This is a genomic window from Microbacterium lemovicicum, from assembly GCF_003991875.1.
Classification (GTDB): Bacteria; Actinomycetota; Actinomycetes; order Actinomycetales; family Microbacteriaceae; genus Microbacterium; species Microbacterium lemovicicum.
The window spans coordinates 868,867-890,575 of sequence record NZ_CP031423.1; the positions used below are offsets into that span (position 1 = coordinate 868,867).

Genomic DNA, 21,709 nt, shown 5'->3' on the forward strand with positions numbered 1-21,709 from the left:
CCCGGAGAAACGGGGTCAGCGCATGGGAATCGCGCAGGTGGACACTGTCCGTGCGCCGGTGGCGGCGCGACGCCGTCTCAGCGGCGGCGTGACGGTGCTGCGGTCGTACCTGCGGCGGAACCCGGTGGCGGTCTCGTTCGCCCTGCTGATCCTCCTCACCGGCATCGCCAGCGGGTCGCTGTGGGGGCGCGAGGACGCGGTGCTCCTGGGCTGGGGCGCGGCCTCGCTCGGAGCGCCCGCCACGTGGTGGACCACCGTGACGGCGCTGATCATCCCCGACTCGACGGTGGATGCCGTTCTGTCGATCCTGCTCGCCCTGTCCGCGCTCGCCATCGCCGAGCGCCTGCTCGGGGTGCGGCGGACGATCGTCGCGATGGCCGTGACGGGCGTCGTGGCCCTTTTCGTCGGCGCCGGCGCGCAGGCCGCCGTCGCCGGCCTGCCCGAGGTCAGCGACGCCGCGGCGCAGACGATGGTGCTCGACCCGACGATCCCGATCGCGGGTGCGGTGGCAGCATCCTCCGCCCTCGCCGGCGTGCTGTGGCGACGGCGCCTGCGCATCGTGACCTTCGCCGCGCTCGGCATGTTCGCCCTGTACGCCGGCGATGTCGATTCCTGGTTCCGGCTCATCGCCGCGCTGCTCGGACTCCTCCTCGGATTCGGGCTCGCCCGCGGCGCCGCCCGCCGGTCGTGGCATCGCAGCTCCAGCAGGGAGATCCGCTCGCTCCTCGCCGTGATCGTCGCCGTCACCGGCCTCGGTCCGATCGCCGCCCTCGTGGCCGGCGGCGGACGCGGCCCGCTCTCCCTCGTCGCCGACGCCTTCACGCAGTCGGACAACTGGCTCTCGCAGCGCTGCGAACGGCAGTACGTGCCGGCGTGCGACCACGAGTTCGCCCTCCTCGTCACGCGCGGCGCCGGGCCGGCGATCCTCGCGATCGTCCCGCTCGCGCTCCTGGTGCTCGCCGCCTGGGGTCTGCGCAACGGACGTCGGAGCGCCTGGATCCTCGCCGTCGCGGTCAACGCCTCGCTCGCGGCCCTCGCGATCATCACCCTCGCGCTCGGCGACATCTCCTTCCCCGATCCGGTCGACGGGGCGACGTTCGAGTGGGCGCTGTGGTTCATCTCCTCCGCGATACTCCCCGTCGGCGTGATCGTGGTGCTGGCGCTCAATCAGCGCCGCTTCCGCGTGCGGGCCTCCGCGCGGGCGCGGCGCACCTGGGGCATCGTCGTCGGCGTGGCCTTCGTCGCCTGCGCCGGTGCGTTCCTGCTCGTCTCCAGCGTGCTCACGAAGTCGTTCGACGTCACCCCGACGCTCGCCGACCTCCTCACCGAGATGGTGCGGCGCTTCATCCCGCCCGCGTTCCTGCAGGGCATCGGCCAGCCGCCCTTCCCGCGGGGCGGCGCCGCCCTCGTGGTCTATCAGTGGGTGGGCGTCGTGTTCTGGGTGGTCTTCGTCGTCGCGACGCTCCGCCTCTTCCGCAGCACCGCACTTCCCGAGGGCTCGGACAGCTCATCGCTCACCCTGTATCGCTCGCTCCTGCGGCGCGGCGGCGGCACCCTGTCGTTCCTCGGCACGTGGCGCGGCAACGCGCACTGGTTCAGTGACGACCTGCAGTCTGCGGTCGCCTACCGCGTGGTGGGGGGAGTGGCGCTCGCCGTCGCCGACCCGCTCTGCCCCCGCGGGCGGGAGGGCAGCACCCTGCGCGGATTCGCCGACTTCGCCATCTCCCGCGGCTGGACGCCGGTGTTCTACAGCATCCACGACGACTTCCGCCCCGCCTTCGAGGCGATGGGCTGGCACACCGTCGAGGTCGGTCAGGAGACGGTGATGCACCTCCCCGGACTGCAGATGGCCGGCAAGCAGTGGCAGAAGGTGCGCTCGCCCCTCAACCGCGCCGAGCGCGAGGGCATGACCGCCCAGTGGACGAGATGGCGCGACCTCCCCGCGGGCGTCAGCTCGCAGATCATCGACATCAGCGAGCAGTGGGTGACTGACAAGTCCCTGCCCGAGATGGGGTTCACCCTCGGCGGGCTCGAGGAGCTCGACGATCCCGACGTGGCGCTGCTGCTGGCCGTGGACGCCGGCGGGCGCGTGCAGGCCGTGACGAGCTGGATGCCGTCGTGGCAGGATGGCCGCATCGTGGGGTGGACCCTCGACTTCATGCGCCGGCGCGACGACGCGCCCAACGGGGTCATGGAGTTCCTGATCGCGAAGGCGGCGCTGCTCATGAAGGACGACGGCGTGCAGGTGCTCAGCCTCTCCGGCGCGCCCCTCGCGACCCGTCCGCGCACGGAGGGCGAGAGCGCCGCCGAACCGACCGCGCTCTCGGCGTTCCTCGGCTGGCTGGCCGGCGTGCTCGAGCCGGTCTACGGGTTCGCGTCGCTGTTCCGCTTCAAGAGCAAGTTCCTCCCGGAGTACCGCACCATGTACATGGCCTACGCCGACCCGGTCGAGCTCGGCTCGATCGGCGCCGCCGTCGGGCGGGCGTACCTGCCCGACGCGTCGCCGCGCGAGTACGTCGCGGTCGTGCGCACGCTTCTCGCTCCCCCCGGGCGCGCCCCCGCCGGCGCCCCGCGGTGACGTACTGGATCCTCGGCCTCGAGCTCATCGACGGACCGGTCCTCCCCGCCTGGGGGATCCTCACGGCGCTGTGCACGGTGCTGGTCGCGCTCGTGCGGCCGCGGCATCCGTGGCGCCTCCTCGTCGGCACGCTGGTCGGCGCGGCTCTGGCGGTCGGGACCGTCGTGGTCCTCGACGAGCAGCGCACGTTCGGGGTCGTCATCCCGCCCGAGGCCGGAGTGTGGGCGGCGATCGGGCTCGGCGGCGCGGGACTCGGGGTCGCCGGCGCATTCGGCCGGCCGGCACGGCGCATCGTTCCGGCGGTGCTGCTGATCCTCACCTCCCTCGTGCTCGGAGCGCTGGGGGTCAATCGGGCCTTCGACATCACGCACAACCTCGCCGCGCTGATCGGCGTGCAGGCGGTCGGGGCGATCGACCTCCCGCGGCAGACCGACACCGCCGTCCCCGCGCAGCCGCTCTCCGCGACGTGGACGCCACCGGCCGGCATGCCCGAGAAGGGGCTCGTCGGCGCCCTGACGGGGGACGACCGCATCCCGTCACCCGGCTTCGCCGCCCGGGATGCCGCGATCTACCTGCCGCCCGCGGCGCTGGTGCCCGATCCGCCCGCCCTGCCCGTCATCGTGTTCATGATGGGTCAGCCCGGGGCGCCCGACCCGACCTCGCTGTCGCGCACACTCGACGCGTTCGCCGCGCAGCACGACGGCCTGGCGCCGATCGCCATCGTCGCCGACCAGCTCACCGGCCCCACCGTCGACCCCGCCTGCCATGACTCCGAGACCTACGGCGCCGTCGAGACGTATTTCACCACCCACATCCCGGAGTGGATCCGGACGCATCTGAACGTGCCCGACGACGCCGCCTACCGCGTGATCGGCGGCTACTCCAACGGCGGATCGTGCGCGGCGCTGTGGGGCGCCTCGCACCCCGACGTCTGGGGCAGCATCCTCGATGTGTCGGGCAACGAGTTCCCCGGATCCGAGACGGTGCAGGCCACCACCGCGCGCGTCTTCGGCGGCGACAGCGACGCGTTCGAGGCGGCCAAGCCCGCCGCCGTGCTGGCCCGCAACACCGGGTCGTACGAAGGGCACACCGCCGTCTTCACACTCGGCGCCGACGACGACGTCTTCGGTCCCGGGCAGCGGTCCAACGCCGCCGCCGCGGAGGCCGCCGGCTTCACGGTGCGGGTGATCGAGATCCCGGGCGCCGGGCACGTGGGCCCGGCGCTCGACACCGGACTGGCCGAGGGCGTCGCCGCGCTCGCCGTGCCGCTGGGGTTGTCGGACTGAGCCCGTCGCCGGGTCAGCCGTCCGGCGCGAACAGCGAGAGCGCGGCGGGCACGACCTCGATCTCGAGGGGCAGCGCGCCGACGGGCTCGCCGTCGGCGTAGGCGGTCACCCCCGCGGCATCCATCCTCACGCGGGTGACGCGGTGCGTCGAGACCTCCGCGACACCGGTGTGCGTTCCCCGGTACACGCGGGGGAGGAGGCGCAGCAGCCGCAGGCGCCCGACCGGACGCACGAGGGTCAGGTCGAGCACCCCGTCGGCGATGTCGGCGTCGGGGCAGATCGGGATGCGGCCGCCGTACGTGCGCCCATTGCCGACGGTGGCCATCAGCAGGTCGCCGGACAGGCGTTCCTGCGTGCCGTCGGCCCGGACGAGGTCGAGCGTGTACGGGATGCCGCGCAGGGTCAGGAATTCGCGCAGGATCGCGATCGTGTACCGCGACCGGCCCCGAGGCCAGCGCATCGCGTTGGCGCGGTCGTTCACCCGGGAGTCGAAGCCGCTCGCCAGCACGGTGCCGAAGAACTCGCCGGGGCCGTCGGCCCGCGAGATCCGGGCGAGGTCGATGCGACGGGTGCGGCCCCGGGCGATCAGTTCCACGGCCCCGGCGATGTCGAGGTCGCCGAGCCCGACGGCGGCCGCCATGTCGTTGCCCGTGCCGATCGGGATGATGCCCAGCGGCACCGGTGTGCCCGCCAGCTCCTGGATCGCGAGGTGCACCGTGCCGTCGCCACCGGCGACGACGACCGCCTCGGTGCCGAGCGAGAGCGCGGTCCGCAGCAGGCGCGTCGATTCGGCCGCGCTGCCACCGCTGAGCACGGTCGTGCGGATGCCGCGGGCGCGCAGGCGCTCCGCGGCCTCCGGCACCGCCCGGCCGTGCGCCCCCGCCCGCGCGGCGGGGTTGACGAGCATCGTCACCTCCACCGCGTCGTCCCCTCCGCCCCGCCCACGACGCCCCCGTCTCGACCCGCGCTCGGGGTTCACGATAGCGCCGTGGTCCGCGCTCACGCCGCCGCTTCCCGTCGGCGCGGCGGCGCGCAGTCGTTAGCCTGGAGGGATGCCCCACCTCGACTGGAAGAAGCTCCCCCTCGACGCGGCGGCGGTGGCCGCGGCATCCGCTGCCGGATTCGACTACCGCCTCGTCGACACCTCCGACGAGGAGGCCTACGGCGCCGCGATGGCGACGATCCGGCGCGGGTTCCTCGACGACGAGGGCACGGCGGAGCAGCTGCAGGCGGCGCGGGACGACATCCGCTACCGGCGGTTCACCGGCGTGTACGACGACGGTTCCGCGGCTCCCGCGACGCCGGTCGCCACCGTCGCCTCGTGGGTCACCGAGCTCACACTGCCCGGCCGCACCGTGCTGCCGATGTGGGCGATCAGCGACGTGACGGTCGCCGCCACCCATCGCCGTCGCGGACTCGCGCGCACGCTCGTGGAGGGGGAGCTCCGCACCGCCGCGGACGCCGGCCTCGCCATCGCGGGCCTCACCGTCTCGGAGGCCACCATCTACGCGCGCTTCGGCTTCGGTCCGGCCGCCTTCCTGACCGACATCGAGATCAGCTCCTCGCGCGTGACGTGGACGGGACCGCGCCCCGCGGGGCGCCTCGACTACCTCGACCGGGACGCCCTCGCCCGCGAGTTCGCCGCACTGCACGCGCGGGTGCGCCTGGATCGCCCGGGGGAGATCGAGGGATGGCCCGGGCTGTGGCAGCGCGTCTCGGGCGTCGCGCCGGGTGACGAGAAGGCGAAGAGCGTGCGAGGGGTGCGGTGGACGGATGCCGCGGGCACCACCCGCGGCGTCGTGTCCTACCGGATCGCGGTGAACGAGGACGACTACGCCCTCAACGCCCTCGAGGTGGACCACCTGATGGCCGAGACCCCCGACGCCGCTGCGGCGCTGTGGCGCTTCCTGCTGGAGCACGACCTCGTCGGGGTCGTGCGCGCGCCGCGTCTGTCGGTGGACGAGGCGGTGCGATGGATGGTCTCCGACCAGCGGGCGATCCGCGGGATCGGCCGCGACCACGAGTGGCTGCGCATCCTCGACGTACCGCGCGTGCTGTCGGCCCGGCGCTACGGCGCGCCCGGTTCGGCGGTGATCGCGGTCGCCGACCCGCTCGGATATGCAGAGGGCACCTGGCGACTCGACGTGGTCCCTGACGGCACCGCCGTCGTCGAGCCGGTCGACGCCGCGGCCGACCTCGCGCTGTCGGTCGCAGACCTCGGCTCGATCCTGCTCGGAGGCGTGCGGCCCTCCACCCTGCGGGCCGCGGGGCGGATCGCCGGCGACGCGGATGCCGCGCTCGGCCTCGAGCTCATGTTCGCCTCGCCGCGCGTCCCGCACCTGAGCTTCTGGTACTGACCGGGCTGCGGCATCCGTCGCCTCCCGCGCGTGTTCCGGCAAGCCGGGGAGGCGACACGACGGGGCTCGATTCTCCGCGCCCGCGTGTCGCCTCGGATCCCCGCCGGAACGCCCGCGGCATGAGACGCGACAGGGCGGACGGGCCGCAGCCCGTCCGCCCTGTCAGCGAAGACGCGGGTCTCAGGTCGTGAGCGCCCGCTGCATGATGTCTGCGTGCTCGCGCGCGTGCACCTTCGGCGACCCGGTGGCGGGCGATGCGGCGCTCGTGCGGGACACGCGGCGGATCGTGCGCCCGCCGAGTCGCGAGGCGACCTCGAGCGAGATGAACGGCCACGCACCCTGGTTCTCGGGCTCGTCCTGCACCCACACCAGCTCGGCGTTCGGATAGGACTCCAGCACGGCGTTCAGCTCGTCGATCGGCGCCGGGTAGTACTGCTCGAGGCGCACGAGGGCGATCTGCGGGTTGGGGTTCTTCTCCAGCTCGGCCTTGAGGTCCCAGTGGATCTTGCCGGCGTGCAGGAGCACACGGGTGACGGCCGAGCGATCGCCGCCGCGGGCGTCGTCGAGCACGGGCTCGAACCTGCCGGTGGTGAAGTCCTCGACGGGGCTGGTGGCGCCGCGCAGGCGGAGCATGGCCTTCGGCGTGAACACCACGAGCGGACGACGCGGGCGCATGTAGGCCTGGCGGCGCAGCAGGTGGAAATACGAGGCGGGCGTCGAGGGGCGCGCCACGGTCATGTTGTCCTGCGCGCACATCGACAGGTAGCGCTCGATGCGGGCCGACGAGTGGTCGGGTCCCTGACCCTCGTAGCCGTGGGGGAGCAGCAGCACGACGCTCGACTGCTGGCCCCACTTCTGGTCGGCGGCGGAGATGTACTCGTCGATGACCGACTGGGCGCCGTTGGCGAAGTCGCCGAACTGCGCCTCCCACAGCACCAGCGCGTCGGGGCGCTCGACCGAGTAGCCGTACTCGAACGCCATGGCGGCATACTCCGACAGCAGCGAGTCGTAGACCCAGAAGCGGCCCTGGTTCTCGCTCAGGTTGGTCAGCGGGATCCACTCCTGGCCGTTGGCCCGGTCGTGGAGCACCGAATGGCGCTGGACGAAGGTTCCGCGACGGCTGTCCTGGCCGGCGAGGCGCACGTTCGTGCCCTCGAGCAGGAGAGAGCCGAAGGCCAGCAGCTCGCCGAAGGCCCAGTCCACGTTGCCGTTGCGGCTCATGTCGAGGCGCTTCTCGAGCAGCTGCTGCAGTTTGCCGTGCACGGTGAAGCCGTCGGGTCGGTTGACGAACGCGTCGCCGATCAGCTGCACGACGTCGACGCCCACGCCGGTGGTCTCGGGAGCGCCGGCGGCCGGCTCGACCGGGCCGTTCTCGTCCACGACGTTCGATGTGCCGGTCTCGGCCTCGTGCGTCTCGGCGAAGGCGATCTCCAGGCGGTCCTGGAAGTCGCGCTTGGCCTGCTCGTACTCCTCCTCGGTGATGTCACCGCGGCCGACGAGCGACTCGGTGTACAGGCGGCGCACGGAGCGCTTCGCCTCGATGAGGTTGGTCATGAGCGGCTGCGTCATCGAGGGGTCGTCGCCCTCGTTGTGACCGCGACGGCGGTAGCAGACGAGGTCGACGACGACGTCGCGGTGGAAGCGCTCACGGTAGGCGAAGGCCAGCTGCGAGACGCGGACGACGGCCTCGGGGTCATCGCCGTTCACGTGGAAGATCGGCGCCTGGATGGTCTTGGCGACGTCGGTGGCGTACACCGAGGTGCGCGCGTCACCCGGGACGGTGGTGAAGCCGACCTGGTTGTTGACCACGACGTGGATGGTTCCGCCGGTGCGGTAGCCCCGCAGCTGCGACATCTGCAGCGTCTCGACGACGACGCCCTGGCCGGCGAAGGCCGCATCGCCGTGCACGAGGATCGGCAGCCACGCGAAGGTGCCGATCGGCTTGCGGTCCTGCTTCGCGCGGACGATGCCCTCCAGCACGCCGTCGACCGTCTCGAGGTGCGAGGGGTTGGCGGCCAGCAGGATCGGCAGCTCGTCGCCGCGGTCGTCGACGAAGGTGCCCTCGGTGCCGAGGTGATACTTGACGTCGCCCGATCCGCTCTTCGAGCCGACGGCCACGGAGCCCTCGAACTCGCGGAACACCTGGCCGTAGGTCTTGCCGGCGATGTTGGTGAGCACGTTGAGGCGGCCGCGGTGGGCCATGCCGATCGCCGCGCCGTCCATGCCGGCCTGCGCCGCACCCTGGAGGATCTCGTCGAGGAGGGGGATGAGCGACTCGCCGCCCTCGAGGCTGAAGCGCTTCTGACCGACGTACTTCGTCTGCAGGAAGGTCTCGAACGCCTCGCCCTCGTTGAGCTTGGAGAGGATGCGCAGCTGCTCGTCGTGGCCGGGCTTCTGGTACTTCACCTCGACGTTGTCCTGGAACCACTTGCGCTGCTCGGGATCCTGGATATGCATGTACTCCAGGCCGATGGTGCGGCAGTAGGAGTCGCGCAGGACGCCGAGGATGTCGCGCAGCTTCATCTGGCGCTTGCCGCCGAAGCCGTTCGTGACGAACTCGCGGTCGAGGTCCCAGAAGGTGAGCCCGTGCTCCTCGATCTCGAGGTCGGGGTGCGTGCGCTGCACGTACTCCAGCGGGTCGATGTCGGCCATCAGGTGGCCGCGCACGCGGAAGGAGTTGATGAGCTCCTGCACGCGGGCGGTCTTGTCGACGCGCTCGGCGAGGTCGACGTTGATGTCCGAGGCCCAGTGGATGGGGGCGTAGGGGATGCGGAGGGCGGCGAAGATCGACTCGTAGAAGCCGCGCTGCCCGATCAGGAGCTCGTGCACCTTTTTGAGGAACTCGCCCGAGCCGGCGCCCTGGATGACGCGGTGGTCGTAGGTGCTGGTGAGGGTGATCGTCTTGCCGATGCCCAGCTCGACGAGCGTCTTCTCGCTGGAGCCCTGGAACTCGGCGGGGTACTCGAGGGCGCCGGCGCCGACGATGCAGCCCTGGCCCTTCATGAGGCGGGGGACGGAGTGGACCGTGCCGATGCCGCCCGGGTTGGTGAGCGAGATGGACGTGCCCTGGAAGTCGGCCGCGGTCAGCTTGTTGGTGCGCGCGCGGGTGACGAGGTCTTCGTAGGAGGCGAGGAACTCCCCGAAGGACAGGGTGTCGGCGCGCTTGATGCTCGGCACCATGAGGGCGCGCGTGCCGTCGGGCTTGGGCAGGTCGATCGCGATGCCGAGTCCGACGTGCGCGGGGGCCACGACCGACGGCTTGCCGTCGACCTCGGCGTAGAACACGTTCTGGCTCGGGAACTCCTTGAGCGCCTGGATGATCGCCCAGCCGATGAGGTGCGTGAAGCTGACCTTGCCGCCGCGGGTGCGGGACATGTGGTTGTTGATGACGATGCGGTTGTCGATCATCAGCTTGGCCGGGACCGTGCGCACGCTGGTGGCGGTCGGGACGGTCAGCGACTCGTCCATGTTCGCCGCGAGGGTCTTCGTCATGCCGCGCAGGGGCGTGACGGTGTCCTGCTCGCTCGCGTCCTCGGGCGACGAGGGCGCGGCCTTGGGTGCCTGGGCCGGGATCGGCTGCTTCGCCGCCGGCTTGGCCGTCGTCCGCGCCACGGGCTGCGCGCCCACGACGGGGATCGGCGCCGTCACCGGACGGGGCTCGGACGCGGCCGGCTGGGTGCGCGCGGGAGTCGCGGCGGCGGGAGTCGTGGCAGAGGCAGCCGGCGCGGTGCCGTTGCTCTCCGCCGCGGGTGCCGATGGGGCCGCGGCCGCCGGTGCCGCTGCGGGTGCCGAGGAGGCGCCGGAGTCGGACGATCCGGACGGCTTGTAGGCCTCCAGGACCGGCCACCAGGCCTTGTCGACGGAATTCTTGTCGTTCGTGAACTGCTCGTAGAGCTCTTCGACGAGCCACTCGTTGGCCCCGAACTCTCCCTCGCTCGAAGTCCCGACGCCTGTCACCTGGCTCGACACGGCTAGATCGCCTGCTTTCATCAGTGAAGTCTGAGAAGCGCGGGGCGGTCAGAGCCCCCCCGCACACGGTTCTCAATCCTATCCCAGATCCCCGTGCCGACAGCGGGCGTCAGCCGACCAGAGGCGCGGCTGATCCCGAATGGTTACCTTGGAGGAGTGGAGTTCTACGGAGACCGGCCCGACGTCGACCTGACCTACTCGGATGTCTTCCTGGTGCCGCGACGATCGGCGGTCACCAGCAGGCTGGATGTCGACCTCGCCCCGCGCGACGGCACGACGGCGACGCTCCCCCTCGTCTCGTCGAACATGAACTCCGTGACGGGGCCCCGGCTGGCTGCGACCCTCGCCCGCCGGGGAGGCCTCGGCGTGCTGCCGCAGGACATGCCGCTGCAGGAGCTCGATGCCGCGATCCGGTGGGTGAAGGAGCAGCCCGTTTCGTGGGACACGCCCCTCGTGCTGCCGCCCGACGCCACCGTCGCCGACGCCGGACGACTCCTCCCTGCCACCGAGGGTCACGGGATCGTCGTCGCCGCGGCCACCGGCGGCCGCCTGTCGATCGGCGACGTGCAGGGCGTGGTCCCGGCATCCCGCCTCGGCACCGCCCTCCCCGACGCGCGCCTCGGCGATCTCGTGCGCGGCGCGACGCCGTCGATCGACGCCGAGGACGTCGGCAGCGCCCGCCACGCGTTCGACCTGCTCGTCGCGGCCGACGCCGAGACGGTCTGCGTGCTGCACCACGGCTTCGTCGTCGGCACCCTCTCGCGTCGCAGCGCGCTGCGCTCGACGCTGTACACCCCGGCTGTCGACGTATCGGGCCGCCTCGTCGTGGCTGCGGCGGTGGGCATCAACGGCGACGTGCAGGGCAAGGCGAAGGCGCTCGCCGCGGCCGGCGTCGACGTCCTCGTCGTCGATACGGCCCACGGTCACCAGGAGGGGATGCTGCGGGCGCTCGCCGCGGTCGCCGACCTCGACCTCGGCATCCCCATCGCCGCGGGCAACATCGTCACCGCCGAGGGGGTGCACGATCTGGTGCGCGCGGGCGCCAGCATCCTGAAGGTCGGCGTCGGCCCCGGCGCCATGTGCACCACGCGCATGATGACGGCGGTCGGTCGCCCGCAGTTCTCCGCCGTGCTCGAGACGGCCGAGGCCGCCCGCATCATGGGCGCCCACGTCTGGGCGGACGGCGGCGTGCGCTACCCGCGCGACGTCGCGCTCGCGCTGGCGGCGGGTGCGGCATCCGTCATGATCGGCTCCTGGTTCGCGGGCACCATCGAGTCTCCGGGCGAGTTGCGCGTCGACGATGCGGGCCGTCCCTACAAGGAGTCGTGGGGCATGGCCTCCTCGAAGGCGGTGCACGAGCGCTTCGGGCGCCTCGACCCCTACGACCTCGCCCGCAAGGAGCTGTTCGCCGAGGGCATCTCGTCGTCGAAGATCTACCTCGACCCGCTGCGGCCGGGGCTGGAGGACCTCCTCGACATGATCACGTCGGGGGTGCGGTCCTCCTTCACCTACGCGGGTGCATCGACCGTGCCCGAGTTCCACGAGCGGGCGCGCGTCGGCCGGCAGTCGGCGGCCGGCTACGAAGAGGGCAAGGCGCTTCCGGTCAGCTGGTGACGCGCGGCGCCGTCAGCTCGTGACGGCGACCGCGGCCTCCAGCGTCATCCACGCGCCGAGCTGCACCGACAGATCACCGTCGGGCTCGCTGCCGCCGTCGGTGGCGCCCCCGACCGCGGCGCGCGGAGCGCCGTCGCGGCCCGAGGGCGCGACAGCGCCACGGCGGGGGTCGGCGGAGAACAGCGGCCGGCCGTCGATCTCGAGGCGTCCGTCCCAGAGGGCGCGCGCTTCGGACAGCACGAGACGACGGGCGGATGCTGCGGCATCCGCCGTCTCCGGACGATCCGCGAGCCGCACTGCCGCCTCGGCGAGATACCGGCACAGGATGCCGGCGAAGAGCCCGCCGTCCCCGCCGCCCGCGGTCGGGAGCAGTCCGTCCGGCTCGCACCAGGCCGCGATCGCGCGGACGAGCGCGGCGGCGGCGTCCGCCCGTGACGGGTCGGAGTCGGTCGCGAGCGCGAGCTGCGCGCCGAGCGCGACGCCCTGGTTGTAGGTGTAGAGCGTGTCGCGCACGACGCCGCCCTCCACGCCGTCGCGCACGAGCCCGGTCGTCTCGTCGGTGAGCTGCCGCAGCATCCAGTCCTCGAGCTGCGCCGCCCGCGTCGCGTCGTCCGTGCGCGCGAGGAGGATGGCGGCGGGTCCGTTGGCGGGCGCGTTGTAGAGCGAGCTGCCGACGTGCCAGGGGAGCGCGCCGACCGCCGGGTCGATCCCGTGCGCGAGGCGGCGCGAGATGCGGCGCACGGGGCGGTGGCGACGCTCGGGAGCCGTGCGCTGCAGGGCGAGGCCCATCCAGGCGATGTCGTCGTAGAAGCGATTCACCCAGCGGCCGGCGGTGCGCAGGCGCACGGTGCGGGCGAGCATGCGCAGCCGGCGCTCGCGGGCGGGGGAGGGCCGGTGCAGGAGGGCGTCGCCGGCGCAGTCGATGAGGTGCGCGTGCCACCAGTAGTGCCACACGGCGAGCTCGTCGAGGGCTCCGCGCAGTCCGGTGCGGGCAGGCCATCGCGGCCGCGCCCACGCGACACCCACCGCGTGCCGTCCGAAGCGCTCCCGCACGGCGTGCTCGGCGGCGGCGGCGCGGTCGTTCCACTGCTCTCGATCGGGCATGCGCCCATCCTCCCCCCTCAGCCGCCGCAACCCGCGGACACAGCAGGCGGACGGCGTGCAGGCCGTAGACTGGAGGGACGATGGACGACCCTCCCAGTAGACCCGCGCCCCGCGTTCCCGCACCTCCGACAGCGGAAGGTGATGCGTGATGGATTACGTCATGCTGGGCGTGGGGCTTCTGCTCACGGTCGGGACCGGCCTGTTCGTCGCGAGCGAGTTCGCGCTGGTCAATCTCGACCGCGCCGACCTCGAGGCCCGCCAGGCGGCGGGGGAGTCACGACTCGCGCTGACGATCAGCGCTCTGCGCATCACCTCGACGCACCTCTCCAGCGCGCAGCTCGGCATCACGCTGACGACGCTCCTCACCGGTTACACGATGGAGCCGGCGATCTCGAATCTGCTGCGCCCCGTGTTCGCGGCGTGGGGCCTGCCGGAGGGCTTCGCGTCGCCCTTCGCCGTGGTGCTCGGCGTCAGCGTCGCGACCGTGCTGTCGATGATCCTCGGCGAGCTGGTGCCCAAGAACTTCGCCCTGGCGATCCCGCGCCAGACGGGCAAGCTCGTCATGCCGTTCCAGGTCGCCTTCACCACGGTGTTCCGCCCGGCGATCGCGCTGCTCAACGGAAGCGCCAACGGCGTGCTGCGCCTCATGGGCGTCGAGCCCAAGGAGGAGCTGTCGGGCGCGCGCACCGCGGAGGAGCTCTCGAGCCTCGTCCGCCGCTCGGCCAGCGCCGGCGTGCTCGAGGAGGACACGGCCTCGCTCCTGGACCGCACCCTCACCTTCGCCCGCCTCACCGCCGCCGACGTGATGACGCCGCGGCCCAGCATCCACGCCCTGTCGGCGGACGACAGCGCCGAGGACGTCATCCAGCTCGCCCGTCGCACCGGCCACAGCCGATTCCCCGTGTACGAGGAGTCGATGGACGACATCACCGGCATCGTGCACCTGAAGGCCGCCGTCGGCGTGCCGCGCGACCGCCGTGCCGACGTGCCCGCGGCCGCCCTGGCCAGCGAGCCCCTGCGCGTGCCCGAAGCCGTGCACCTGGACACCCTGATGGCGGAGCTCCGCGCCCGCGGCTACCAGATGGCGATCGTCGTCGACGAGTACGGCGGCACCGCGGGCGTCGTCACGCTCGAAGACCTCGTCGAGGAGATCGTCGGCGAGGTGCTCGACGAGCACGACCGCCGCACGGCCGGCATCGCACGGGTGAAGGACGGCGTGCTGTTCCCGGGCGAGCTGCGACCCGACGAGCTGCGCGACCGCACCGGCATCCGCATCCCGGAGGGCGACGTCTACGACACCGTGGGCGGCTACATCATGAGCGTGCTGGAGCGGATCCCCGTGACCGGCGACACGCTCGTCACCGACGACGGGACCATCGAAGTGCAGCGCATGGACGGACGACGCGTGGACCGGGTGAAGTTCGTGCCCGCCCTCGTGCCGGACGACGCCGAGAACGCCCAGGCCGCGAGCGGAGGTGAGCGTCGATGAACGACTGGGCCGGAATCGCCTGGCTTTTCGTGCTGCTGGCGTTCAACGCGTTCTTCGTCGGCGCCGAGTTCGCCGTCATCTCCGCGCGGCGCTCGCAGATCGAGCCGCTCGCCGAACGCGGGTCGCGATCGGCGAAGACCGCGCTGTACGCCATGGAGCACGCGACGCTCATGCTGGCCACCAGCCAGCTGGGCATCACGATCTGCTCGCTGCTGATCCTGAACGTCTCCGAGCCGGCGATTCACCACCTGCTCGAGGTGCCGCTGGGTCTCACCGGCATCTCCGAGGAGGCCGTGAGCGTCGCCGGATTCGTCATCACCCTGCTGCTCGTGTCGTACCTGCACGTGGTCTTCGGCGAGATGGTGCCGAAGAACCTCGCGTTCTCGCTGCCCGACCGCGCCGTGCTCATGCTCGCGACGCCGCTGGTGTGGGTGTCGAAGGTCTTCCACCCCGTCATCGTCACGCTGAACTGGATCGCCAACCACGTCGTGCGCCTGTTCCGGGTCGAGCCGAAGGACGAGGCCGCCTCGACCTTCACCCTCGACGAGGTCGCCACGATCGTGAACCAGTCGCGCATCGAGGGCGTGCTGGACGACTCCTCCGGCGCCCTGTCGGCCGCGCTGGAGTTCACCGACAAGAAGGCGATGGATGTCGCGGTGCCGCTCGCGGGTCTCGTCACCCTTCCGGAGCGCGTGACGCCCGATGAGATCGAGCGCGCCGTCGCCAAGCACGGCTTCTCGCGGTACGTGATCGTCGACGCCGACGGCCTCCCCGTCGGCTACGTGCACCTGAAGGACATCCTGCGGGCCGCAGAGGGACCGGATGCCGCGACCGACGTCGCCCGTCCGGTGCCGGCCAAGCGGATCCACCACATGGTGCCGGTGGTCGAGACGACGGACCTCGAGGACGCGCTCGCCCTCATGCGCCGGGCCGGGCGCCACCTCGCGCAGGTGCGCGACCTCGACGGCCGCGTGACAGGTGTGCTGTTCCTCGAGGACATCATCGAGGAGCTCGTCGGCGAGGTGCAGGACGCCACCCGTCGCGGCCGGTGACGTGTCTTCGCGTCACCTGACGCGTGATGCGGCTTCGGCTGGGCGGTAACCGCGGATCGCGTCAGGTGCAGACGGCAGGGCGCCATGTGCCGGATGCTGCGCAGCATCCGGTCCCGTTCACCTGACGCGTGATGCGGCATCGCCTCGGCGGTAGCCGCGGATCGCGTCAGGTGCAGAGGGCAGCGCGACACGTTACGGATGCTGCGCAGCATCCGTTCCCGTTCACCTGACGCGTGCTGCGGCTGCCGGCCCGCGGAGGCCGCATCCCGCGTCAGGTGAGGGCGCGGGTCAGGGGCGCGCGCGGAGGTACTGCGCGGGCCAGTAGTCGATCTCGACGCCGAGCTCGGTCGCGGCGCGGAGGGCGAAGTGCGGGTCGCGCAGCCACTCGCGCCCGGCCAGCACGGCGTCGGCCTGACCGCTCGCGACGATCTGCTCGGCCTGCGCCGCCTCGGTGATGAGGCCGACGGCCGCGGTCGGCACGTCGGACGTCTGGCGCACCCCGGTCGCCAGTTCCACCTGATAGCCGGGGAACACCTCGATCTGCTGGTGCCGGACGAGGCCGCCGCTGGAGATGTCGAACAGGTCGGCTCCGGCGTCCCGCGACCAGCCGGCCACGATCGCCGTCTCGTCGACGTCGAGTCCGCCCTCGGCCCAGTCGGTGGCGGAGAACCGCACCAGGAGCGCGACGTCGGGCGCGGCATCCCGGATCTCGCGGACGATCCGCAGCACCAGGCGTGCGCGGTTCTCGAGCGATCCGCCGTACTCGTCGTCACGCTGATTGGACAGCGGCGAGAGGAACTGGTGCACGAGGTAGCCGTGCGCGGCGTGGATCTCGAGCACCTCGAAGCCCGCCTCGAGCGCCCGCAGCGCCGCGGCGACGAAATCGGACACGACCTCGTCGATGCCGGTGATGTCGAGGGCCAGGGGCTCCGCGTAGCCCTCGAACGCCACCGCCGACGGGGCGACGGTCTCCCAGCCGCCCTCGCCCACCGACACCGACCCGCGCCGGCCGGAGAACGGCGACCAGGTCGAGGCCTTGCGGCCCGCGTGGGCCAGCTGCACGCCGGCCAGCGCTCCGCGGCTGCGGATCGCCGAAACGATCGGCTTCCACGCCTGCACCTGCTCGTCGTTCCAGATGCCGACGTCCTCGGGCGAGATGCGCCCCTCCGGCGAGACCGCCGTGGCCTCGGCGATGACGAGCCCCGCGCCGCCGGAGGCGAACTGCGCGAGGTGCGTGTGGTGCCACTCCTGCGGCACGCCGTCGACGGCGCTGTACTGGCACATCGGAGCCACCCAGAGGCGGTTGCGCGCGGTCAGGCCGCGCAGGTCGAGGGGGGTGAAGAGTGCGCTCACGGGGAGACGTCCGATCGGATTCGGGGGCTTTCGGCGGGGTTATCGTGGGGCATGCCCGAGCGATGGACCGCACAGGACGCCGGACGCGTCCTGCGGATGCCAACCGACGACGACGACAAGTATTCCCGAGGGGTGCTGGGCGTCCGCACCGGCTCCGAGCAGTACCCGGGCGCCGCCGTCCTCGGCGTCGAGGCCGCGTGGCGGACGGGGACGGGCATGGTGCGCTACCTCGGTCCGGAGCGTCCGAGCACCCTCATCCTGCAGCGTCGCCCCGAGACGGTGACCGCCGACGGGCGCGTGCAGGCGTGGCTGATCGGATCGGGAACGGATGCCGCGTCCCGCTCCGTCGACGAGACGGCGGCGCTGCGCGGCATCCTGTCGGGCGACCTCACCGTGGTGGTCGACGCCGGTGCGCTCGACCTCGCGCCGTCGGGCACCGCGCCGCGCATCGTCACCCCGCACGGCCGCGAGCACACCCGGCTGCGCGAGGCGCTCGGGCTCGCGCCCCTGAGCGCCCAGCCCGACGAGGAGGAGCGGGCGGACGCCGCGGCCGAGACCGCCGCGGCGCTGGGCGCGGTCGTGCTGCTGAAGGGCGCGGTGACGATCGTCGCGACCCCGGACGGGTGGTCGACGCGGGTGCAGGCGGGCACGCCCTGGCTGTCGACCGCGGGGACGGGCGACGTGCTGGGCGGCGTCGTCGGAGCCCTCGCCGCCGCGGCGGGGGAGGACGCCGATGCGGGGGAGCTCGGCCGGGTCGCGGCGACCGGAGCCTGGCTCCACGGGCACGCCGCGTCGCTGGCCGCCACCGCCGCGGCGGCCGGGCCGGACGGCTCGGGGCCGATCACCGCGCTGGACGTCGCCGAGCACCTGCCCGCCGCCGTGGCCGCAGCGCTCGCCGCCGCCTAGCCGCGCCGCCGCATGGCCGCGCCACCGAGTAGCCGCACGTAGGCCCGGCGCCGCACGTCGGCCGGCGCCGCACGCCGGCCCGGCGCCGCTCCGACCGTGCGCGCCGACCCGGTCGCGTGAGGCTCGGACGGCGGCGTCCGCTCACAGGGAGTCGAGAGCACGCCCCCCGTAGAATGCACCTGTGTCGAGGCGTGCTGTTCTGTGGATCGCGTTCGTGGTCGTGCACGCGGTCGTCGCGTGGCTCGGCTGGGTGCTGCCCAACGCGGCGATGGGCGACGTCTATCTCGTCTACGAACGCTGGTCGGCCGCGTGGCTGAACGGCGGCTACGTCGACCCCGCCATCTACGGCCTCACGACCGTGCGCGAGTACGTCGGCTTCGTCGGGATCAACGAGCCCTGGGTCTACCCGCAGCTCGCGATCATCCCCATGCTCCTGACGCACGCGCTCGCGTGGCTCGTGAGCTACACCCCGGCGTGGGCGATCCTCGTGACGCTGGCGGATGCCGCGGCCTTCGCCCTCCTCGTCGGTCGCGGCCGCTCGCGCGGACGTGTGACGGCCGCCTGGTTCTGGCTCGCGTTCATCCTGCTGCTCGGCCCCGTCGGCCTCTACCGGCTCGACGGCTTCACCGTGCCGCTGGTGCTCGCGGGCTGCCTGTGGCTCGTCGGCCGCCCCTGGCTCGGCTCCGCACTGCTGTCGATCGCCGTCTGGATGAAGGTGTGGCCGGCGGCCATCCTCGCCGGTGCGGTCATCGCCGTGCGCCGTCGCTTCGCGCTCATCGGCGCCGCATTGGCCGTCTCCGCCGTGACCGCGGGCGTCGTGGCCGTGCTCGGCGGCGCGTCGAACATGCTCGGCTTCGTCGGGGATCAGGCCGGTCGCGGTCTGCAGATCGAGGCGCCCATCAGCACGCCCTACCTGTGGCGCTCGGTCTTCATGCTTCCCGACAGCGCGGTCTTCTACGACCCGGACATGCTCACGTTCCAGGTGAGCGGCCCGTTCCTCAACGAGGTCATCGCGATCATGACGCCGCTGCTGGCCCTCGCCGTGCTGTCCGTCGCCGGACTCGGCGCGTACAAGATGCTGCGCAAGGCGTCGTTCGCGGCGCTCTTCCCCCCGCTCTCGCTGGCGCTGGCGCTGGCCTTCATCGTCTTCAACAAGGTCGGCTCCCCGCAGTACATGGTGTGGATGATCGCGCCGCTGGTGATGGGCCTCGTCATCGACCGCCGCCGGTGGGCGCGTCCCGCGGTGCTCGGTCTCGTCGCCGCGCTCCTGACGTTCATCGTCTACCCGCTGCTGTACGACGGCCTCATGCTGACCTACCCGTACGCCCTGCCGACACTGGCCCTGACCCTGCGCAACCTCGCCGTCGTGGCCCTGTTCGCCTGGACGATGGTCATCCTCGTCCGCGTGCCGGTGCGGGCGCCGCTGGAGTGGCCGACGCTGACGCGTCCGTCACGGGCGCGCACAGCATCCGCTCCCGTCCCCGAGCTCGTCGAGAACGCCTGATCCACCTCCGGAGGTCACCATGCTCGTCGCCTTCTCCGTCGCCCCCAGCGGCACCGGCAGTGCCGACGGATCGGTGCACGACGCCGTCGCCGCCGCGGTCCGGGTCGTGCGCGACTCGGGACTCCCGCACCGCACCACGTCGATGTTCACCGAGATCGAGGGCGAGTGGGACGAGGTCTTCGACGTCGTGAAGCGCGCCACCGAGGCCGTGCAGGCGTTCGGCTCGCGGGTCTCGCTGGTGCTGAAGGCCGACATCCGTCCCGGTTACACGGGCGAGATCGACGCGAAGCTCGAGCGGCTCGAAGACGCCATCACCGAGTCCGACGGCACCTCCGCCCCCGCGTGAGCGCACCCGCACCCGGCTCAGCGGGCGACGCGGCCGGCGACCTCGCGCGGGCACTCGCGGGAGCCCGCGCGCGCACGGCGGGCGACATCGCCGACACGTCTGTTCGCGTCGCGGCGACCGTGGTGCTTTTCCGCGACGCCGACGGCGGTCCGGAGGTGCTGCTGATCCAGCGGCCAGGCCGGGGGACGTTCGCCGGCGCCTGGGTGTTCCCCGGTGGCGCGGTCGAGCCGGCCGATGCCGTCGGGCCGGCGGAGGACGCGGAGGAAGAGGCTGTCGCGCGCGTCGCGGCGGTGCGCGAGACGGCCGAAGAGGCCGGGCTCGCGGTCGATGCGGGCGAGCTGGTCACGCTCTCGCGGTGGGATCCGCCGCCCGGCATCGCCGTGCGCTTCCGCACGTGGTTTTTCGTGGGCCGAGCGCCGCGAGGCGCGCTGCGGCTGCAGCCCGGCGAGGCGGTCGGGGCCGACTGGGCGCGGCCGAGCGATGTGCTCGAACGGCACGGTCGCGGCGAGCTGACCCTCTACCCGCCGACCTTCGTCACGCTCTCGCGCCTGAGCATGCAGCCGAGCATCGACGCTGTGCTTGCCGAGGCGCGCTCCGCCGGAGTCCAGGACTTCGCGACGCAGGTGCGCGACGGCGGTGCGCTGCTGGTCTGGCCGGGTGACGCGGAGGACGGATCGACGCGAGAGGATGCTGCGGCCCCCACCGCCCGCCATCGTCTGCGTGTCGACGCGCTGCCCTGGACCTACGAGCACACGGCGTAGCCGCGGCATCCCCCTCTCCTGTTCAGGAGACGAGGTCGGCGAGGTGGCCTGTCGGGAGGACCACCCAGCCCTCGCGTCGCGCGCGATCGATCTGTGCGGCACTCGGCCGCCCGTAGCGGCGGAGGAGCGCTGCCCGAGCGGACAGTGCGGCGATGACGGCGTCGAAGGCGTCGCACGACCTGATCATCAGTTCCGCGTGGTCGCCGAGAACCAGCCACGGAGCCTCGTCGATGAGCCGGGCGAGGAGCCGTCGGCGCACGTCGGCGTCGAGCCGGTAGCCGCGGACGTCCCACCCCCACAGCCGCAGCGTCGCGCCGGGATAGACCTCCGCGACCGTGCCGCTCTCCGCCGACCGGTCGACGGCCACCCCGTTCGCGGCGAGCCGTGACAGCAGACCCGCGCACCGCATGGCGGTGAGCCCCAGGCGGTCGGTGGAGACGCTCAGCGGCCAGCGCCCGATCGCGGCGTGGACGGCGCGATCCGTCTCACGGTAGGCGAGGGTGCGGCGCCACTCGATGCCGCCGTCGGGCGTGGCGACGCCGGATGCGTGCGCGGCGACGAAGGCCACGAACTCGTCGGGCCAGCCGAATGCGCAGTCGATGCCGAGCCGGTCGAGGCCGGCGGCGGCCGTGACGATCCGCTTGTCGTCGGCGTTCAGCTCGAGACTCTCGAGCCGTGCCCGCCCGGGCGACCAGGCGATGACCGCCAGCGCCGTGCCCGGCGCTCCGGCGGCGAGGTCGACGCCGCCGGTGCGCCATGGAGACTCCTCCACGCGTTCAGCCGGCGGGCGGGACGGTGAGTCGCATCACCGTCTTGCTCGTGCCGATGTGGCGCTCGAACGTGAAGCCCGCCTTCTCGAACATGGTCCGCGTCCCGTTGTGGAGGAACGAAGAGGAGGTCCGCTTGCCGGCCTTCGGCTCGTTGGGGAACGACACGACCTCCCCGCCGCCGGCCTCGGCGATGAGGCCGAGCGCGCCCTGCAGCGCCTCCCGCGCCACGCCGGAGCGCCGGTGGTCGCGGTCGACGAAGAAGCAGGTGATCCGCCACGGCGCCGGTCTGGTCTCGCCGGCGTCGTACTGCTTCCGGTGGTAGATGCCGGGCAGTTCGGTCGGGCTGCCGTACTCGCACCAGGCGATCGCGGTGTCGCCGTCGAAGACGAGCGCGGCATGGGCCACGCCCTCCTCGACGAGGCGGCGCTTGAACGTCTTGCGGTCGTAGTCGTCCTTCACCGTGTGCTCGGTGTCGCTGTGGAAGTACGAGCAGTAGCACCCGCCCCACACTCCGTTGTGCTTCTCCGCGAGGGCCAGCCACGCCGGGAACGTCTCCGGCGTCAGCGGCCTGATCCGACCGTCCATGGCTCGAGCGTAGGGGTGCCCCGCGCGCGCGGGAA

Annotated in this window: 16 protein-coding genes; 10 read left to right on the plus strand and 6 right to left on the minus strand. The window is 72.5% G+C overall.

Annotated features, from left to right (window positions below; all coding sequences use genetic code 11):
- Window positions 1-37: 37 nt before the first annotated feature.
- Together CVS47_RS03975 and CVS47_RS03980 are read left to right on the plus strand one after the other, a co-directional pair.
- Window positions 38-2,578, plus strand: coding sequence for a bifunctional lysylphosphatidylglycerol flippase/synthetase MprF (locus CVS47_RS03975; protein WP_127094930.1), 2,541 nt, complete (start codon window positions 38-40; stop codon window positions 2,576-2,578).
- Window positions 2,575-3,864 (plus strand): alpha/beta hydrolase, encoded by a 1,290-nt coding sequence (locus CVS47_RS03980; protein ID WP_127094931.1) that lies wholly within the window; start codon window positions 2,575-2,577, stop codon window positions 3,862-3,864. Before CVS47_RS03975 ends, CVS47_RS03980 begins: the two co-directional genes overlap by 4 nt.
- A 13-nt stretch (window positions 3,865-3,877) precedes the next feature.
- Here the strand turns inward: CVS47_RS03980 and CVS47_RS03985 are convergent, their stop codons facing one another.
- Window positions 3,878-4,771, minus strand: coding sequence for a diacylglycerol kinase (locus CVS47_RS03985; RefSeq protein ID WP_127097182.1), 894 nt, complete (start codon window positions 4,769-4,771; stop codon window positions 3,878-3,880).
- Window positions 4,772-4,916: 145 nt separating this feature from the next.
- Here CVS47_RS03985 and CVS47_RS03990 point away from each other — a divergent pair, with 145 nt between their 5' ends.
- Window positions 4,917-6,221: a GNAT family N-acetyltransferase gene (locus CVS47_RS03990; protein WP_127094932.1), complete on the plus strand. Its 1,305-nt coding sequence runs from the start codon at window positions 4,917-4,919 to the stop codon at window positions 6,219-6,221.
- Window positions 6,222-6,401: 180 nt separating this feature from the next.
- Here CVS47_RS03990 and CVS47_RS03995 read toward each other — a convergent pair whose 3' ends face one another.
- Window positions 6,402-10,190, minus strand: coding sequence for a multifunctional oxoglutarate decarboxylase/oxoglutarate dehydrogenase thiamine pyrophosphate-binding subunit/dihydrolipoyllysine-residue succinyltransferase subunit (locus tag CVS47_RS03995; RefSeq protein WP_206502824.1), 3,789 nt, complete (start codon window positions 10,188-10,190; stop codon window positions 6,402-6,404).
- Window positions 10,191-10,346: 156 nt separating this feature from the next.
- On the opposite strand from CVS47_RS03995, the gene guaB1 reads away from it, so the two are divergent.
- Entirely contained in the window at window positions 10,347-11,804 is a 1,458-nt protein-coding gene (gene guaB1, locus CVS47_RS04000) for a GMP reductase (protein ID WP_127094934.1), read from the plus strand.
- Window positions 11,805-11,816: 12 nt separating this feature from the next.
- On the opposite strand, the gene CVS47_RS04005 is transcribed toward guaB1, so the two are convergent.
- Window positions 11,817-12,908, minus strand: a complete 1,092-nt coding sequence (locus CVS47_RS04005; protein WP_127094935.1) for a glycoside hydrolase family 76 protein — start codon at window positions 12,906-12,908, stop codon at window positions 11,817-11,819.
- Window positions 12,909-13,056: 148 nt separating this feature from the next.
- Here CVS47_RS04005 and CVS47_RS04010 point away from each other — a divergent pair, with 148 nt between their 5' ends.
- Together CVS47_RS04010 and CVS47_RS04015 are read left to right on the plus strand one after the other, a co-directional pair.
- Entirely contained in the window at window positions 13,057-14,397 is a 1,341-nt protein-coding gene (locus CVS47_RS04010) for a hemolysin family protein (RefSeq protein ID WP_127094936.1), read from the plus strand.
- The gene (locus CVS47_RS04015; RefSeq protein WP_127094937.1) at window positions 14,394-15,449 is read left to right on the plus strand and encodes a hemolysin family protein; all 1,056 of its coding nucleotides are present in this window, start codon (window positions 14,394-14,396) and stop codon (window positions 15,447-15,449) included. Before CVS47_RS04010 ends, CVS47_RS04015 begins: the two co-directional genes overlap by 4 nt.
- A 288-nt stretch (window positions 15,450-15,737) precedes the next feature.
- On the opposite strand, the gene CVS47_RS04020 is transcribed toward CVS47_RS04015, so the two are convergent.
- Window positions 15,738-16,802: an NADH:flavin oxidoreductase/NADH oxidase gene (locus CVS47_RS04020; RefSeq protein WP_127094938.1), complete on the minus strand. Its 1,065-nt coding sequence runs from the start codon at window positions 16,800-16,802 to the stop codon at window positions 15,738-15,740.
- Window positions 16,803-16,898: 96 nt separating this feature from the next.
- Here CVS47_RS04020 and CVS47_RS04025 point away from each other — a divergent pair, with 96 nt between their 5' ends.
- The 4 genes from CVS47_RS04025 to CVS47_RS04040 all read left to right on the plus strand — a co-directional run bounded on the left by CVS47_RS04025 (window position 16,899) and on the right by CVS47_RS04040 (window position 20,319).
- A complete protein-coding gene (locus CVS47_RS04025) occupies window positions 16,899-17,708 on the plus strand; it encodes an ADP-dependent NAD(P)H-hydrate dehydratase (RefSeq protein ID WP_241240266.1) in 810 nt (269 codons plus the stop codon).
- Window positions 17,709-17,889: 181 nt separating this feature from the next.
- Complete coding sequence (locus tag CVS47_RS04030) at window positions 17,890-19,212, plus strand: DUF2029 domain-containing protein (RefSeq protein WP_241240267.1); 1,323 nt, start codon at window positions 17,890-17,892, stop codon at window positions 19,210-19,212.
- A 19-nt stretch (window positions 19,213-19,231) separates the two neighbouring features.
- Window positions 19,232-19,558, plus strand: coding sequence for a thiamine-binding protein (locus tag CVS47_RS04035; RefSeq protein ID WP_127094940.1), 327 nt, complete (start codon window positions 19,232-19,234; stop codon window positions 19,556-19,558).
- Window positions 19,555-20,319, plus strand: a complete 765-nt coding sequence (locus CVS47_RS04040) for an NUDIX hydrolase (protein WP_127094941.1) — start codon at window positions 19,555-19,557, stop codon at window positions 20,317-20,319. The genes CVS47_RS04035 and CVS47_RS04040 overlap by 4 nt, the downstream gene beginning before the upstream one ends.
- A gap of 22 nt (window positions 20,320-20,341) precedes the next feature.
- On the opposite strand, the gene CVS47_RS04045 is transcribed toward CVS47_RS04040, so the two are convergent.
- Window positions 20,342-21,091 (minus strand): DUF429 domain-containing protein, encoded by a 750-nt coding sequence (locus CVS47_RS04045; protein ID WP_127094942.1) that lies wholly within the window; start codon window positions 21,089-21,091, stop codon window positions 20,342-20,344.
- Window positions 21,092-21,095: 4 nt separating this feature from the next.
- On the minus strand, window positions 21,096-21,674 hold the full coding sequence (locus tag CVS47_RS04050; protein ID WP_127094943.1) for a GNAT family N-acetyltransferase: 579 nt from the start codon (window positions 21,672-21,674) through the stop codon (window positions 21,096-21,098).
- Window positions 21,675-21,709: the final 35 nt, after the last annotated feature.

Excerpts from the sequence above, each read along its gene's own strand:
- CVS47_RS04035 (WP_127094940.1), top strand. The coding sequence starts at position 19,232 with ATGCTCGTCGCCTTCTCCGTCGCCCCCAGCGGCACCGGCAGTGCCGAC.
- CVS47_RS04005 (WP_127094935.1), bottom strand. The coding sequence starts at position 12,908 with ATGCCCGATCGAGAGCAGTGGAACGACCGCGCCGCCGCCGCCGAGCAC.
- CVS47_RS03985 (WP_127097182.1), bottom strand. The coding sequence starts at position 4,771 with ATGCTCGTCAACCCCGCCGCGCGGGCGGGGGCGCACGGCCGGGCGGTG.
- CVS47_RS04010 (WP_127094936.1), top strand. The coding sequence starts at position 13,057 with ATGGATTACGTCATGCTGGGCGTGGGGCTTCTGCTCACGGTCGGGACC.
- CVS47_RS03990 (WP_127094932.1), top strand. The coding sequence starts at position 4,917 with ATGCCCCACCTCGACTGGAAGAAGCTCCCCCTCGACGCGGCGGCGGTG.
- CVS47_RS04050 (WP_127094943.1), bottom strand. The coding sequence starts at position 21,674 with ATGGACGGTCGGATCAGGCCGCTGACGCCGGAGACGTTCCCGGCGTGG.
- CVS47_RS04025 (WP_241240266.1), top strand. The coding sequence starts at position 16,899 with ATGCCAACCGACGACGACGACAAGTATTCCCGAGGGGTGCTGGGCGTC.
- CVS47_RS04015 (WP_127094937.1), top strand. The coding sequence starts at position 14,394 with ATGAACGACTGGGCCGGAATCGCCTGGCTTTTCGTGCTGCTGGCGTTC.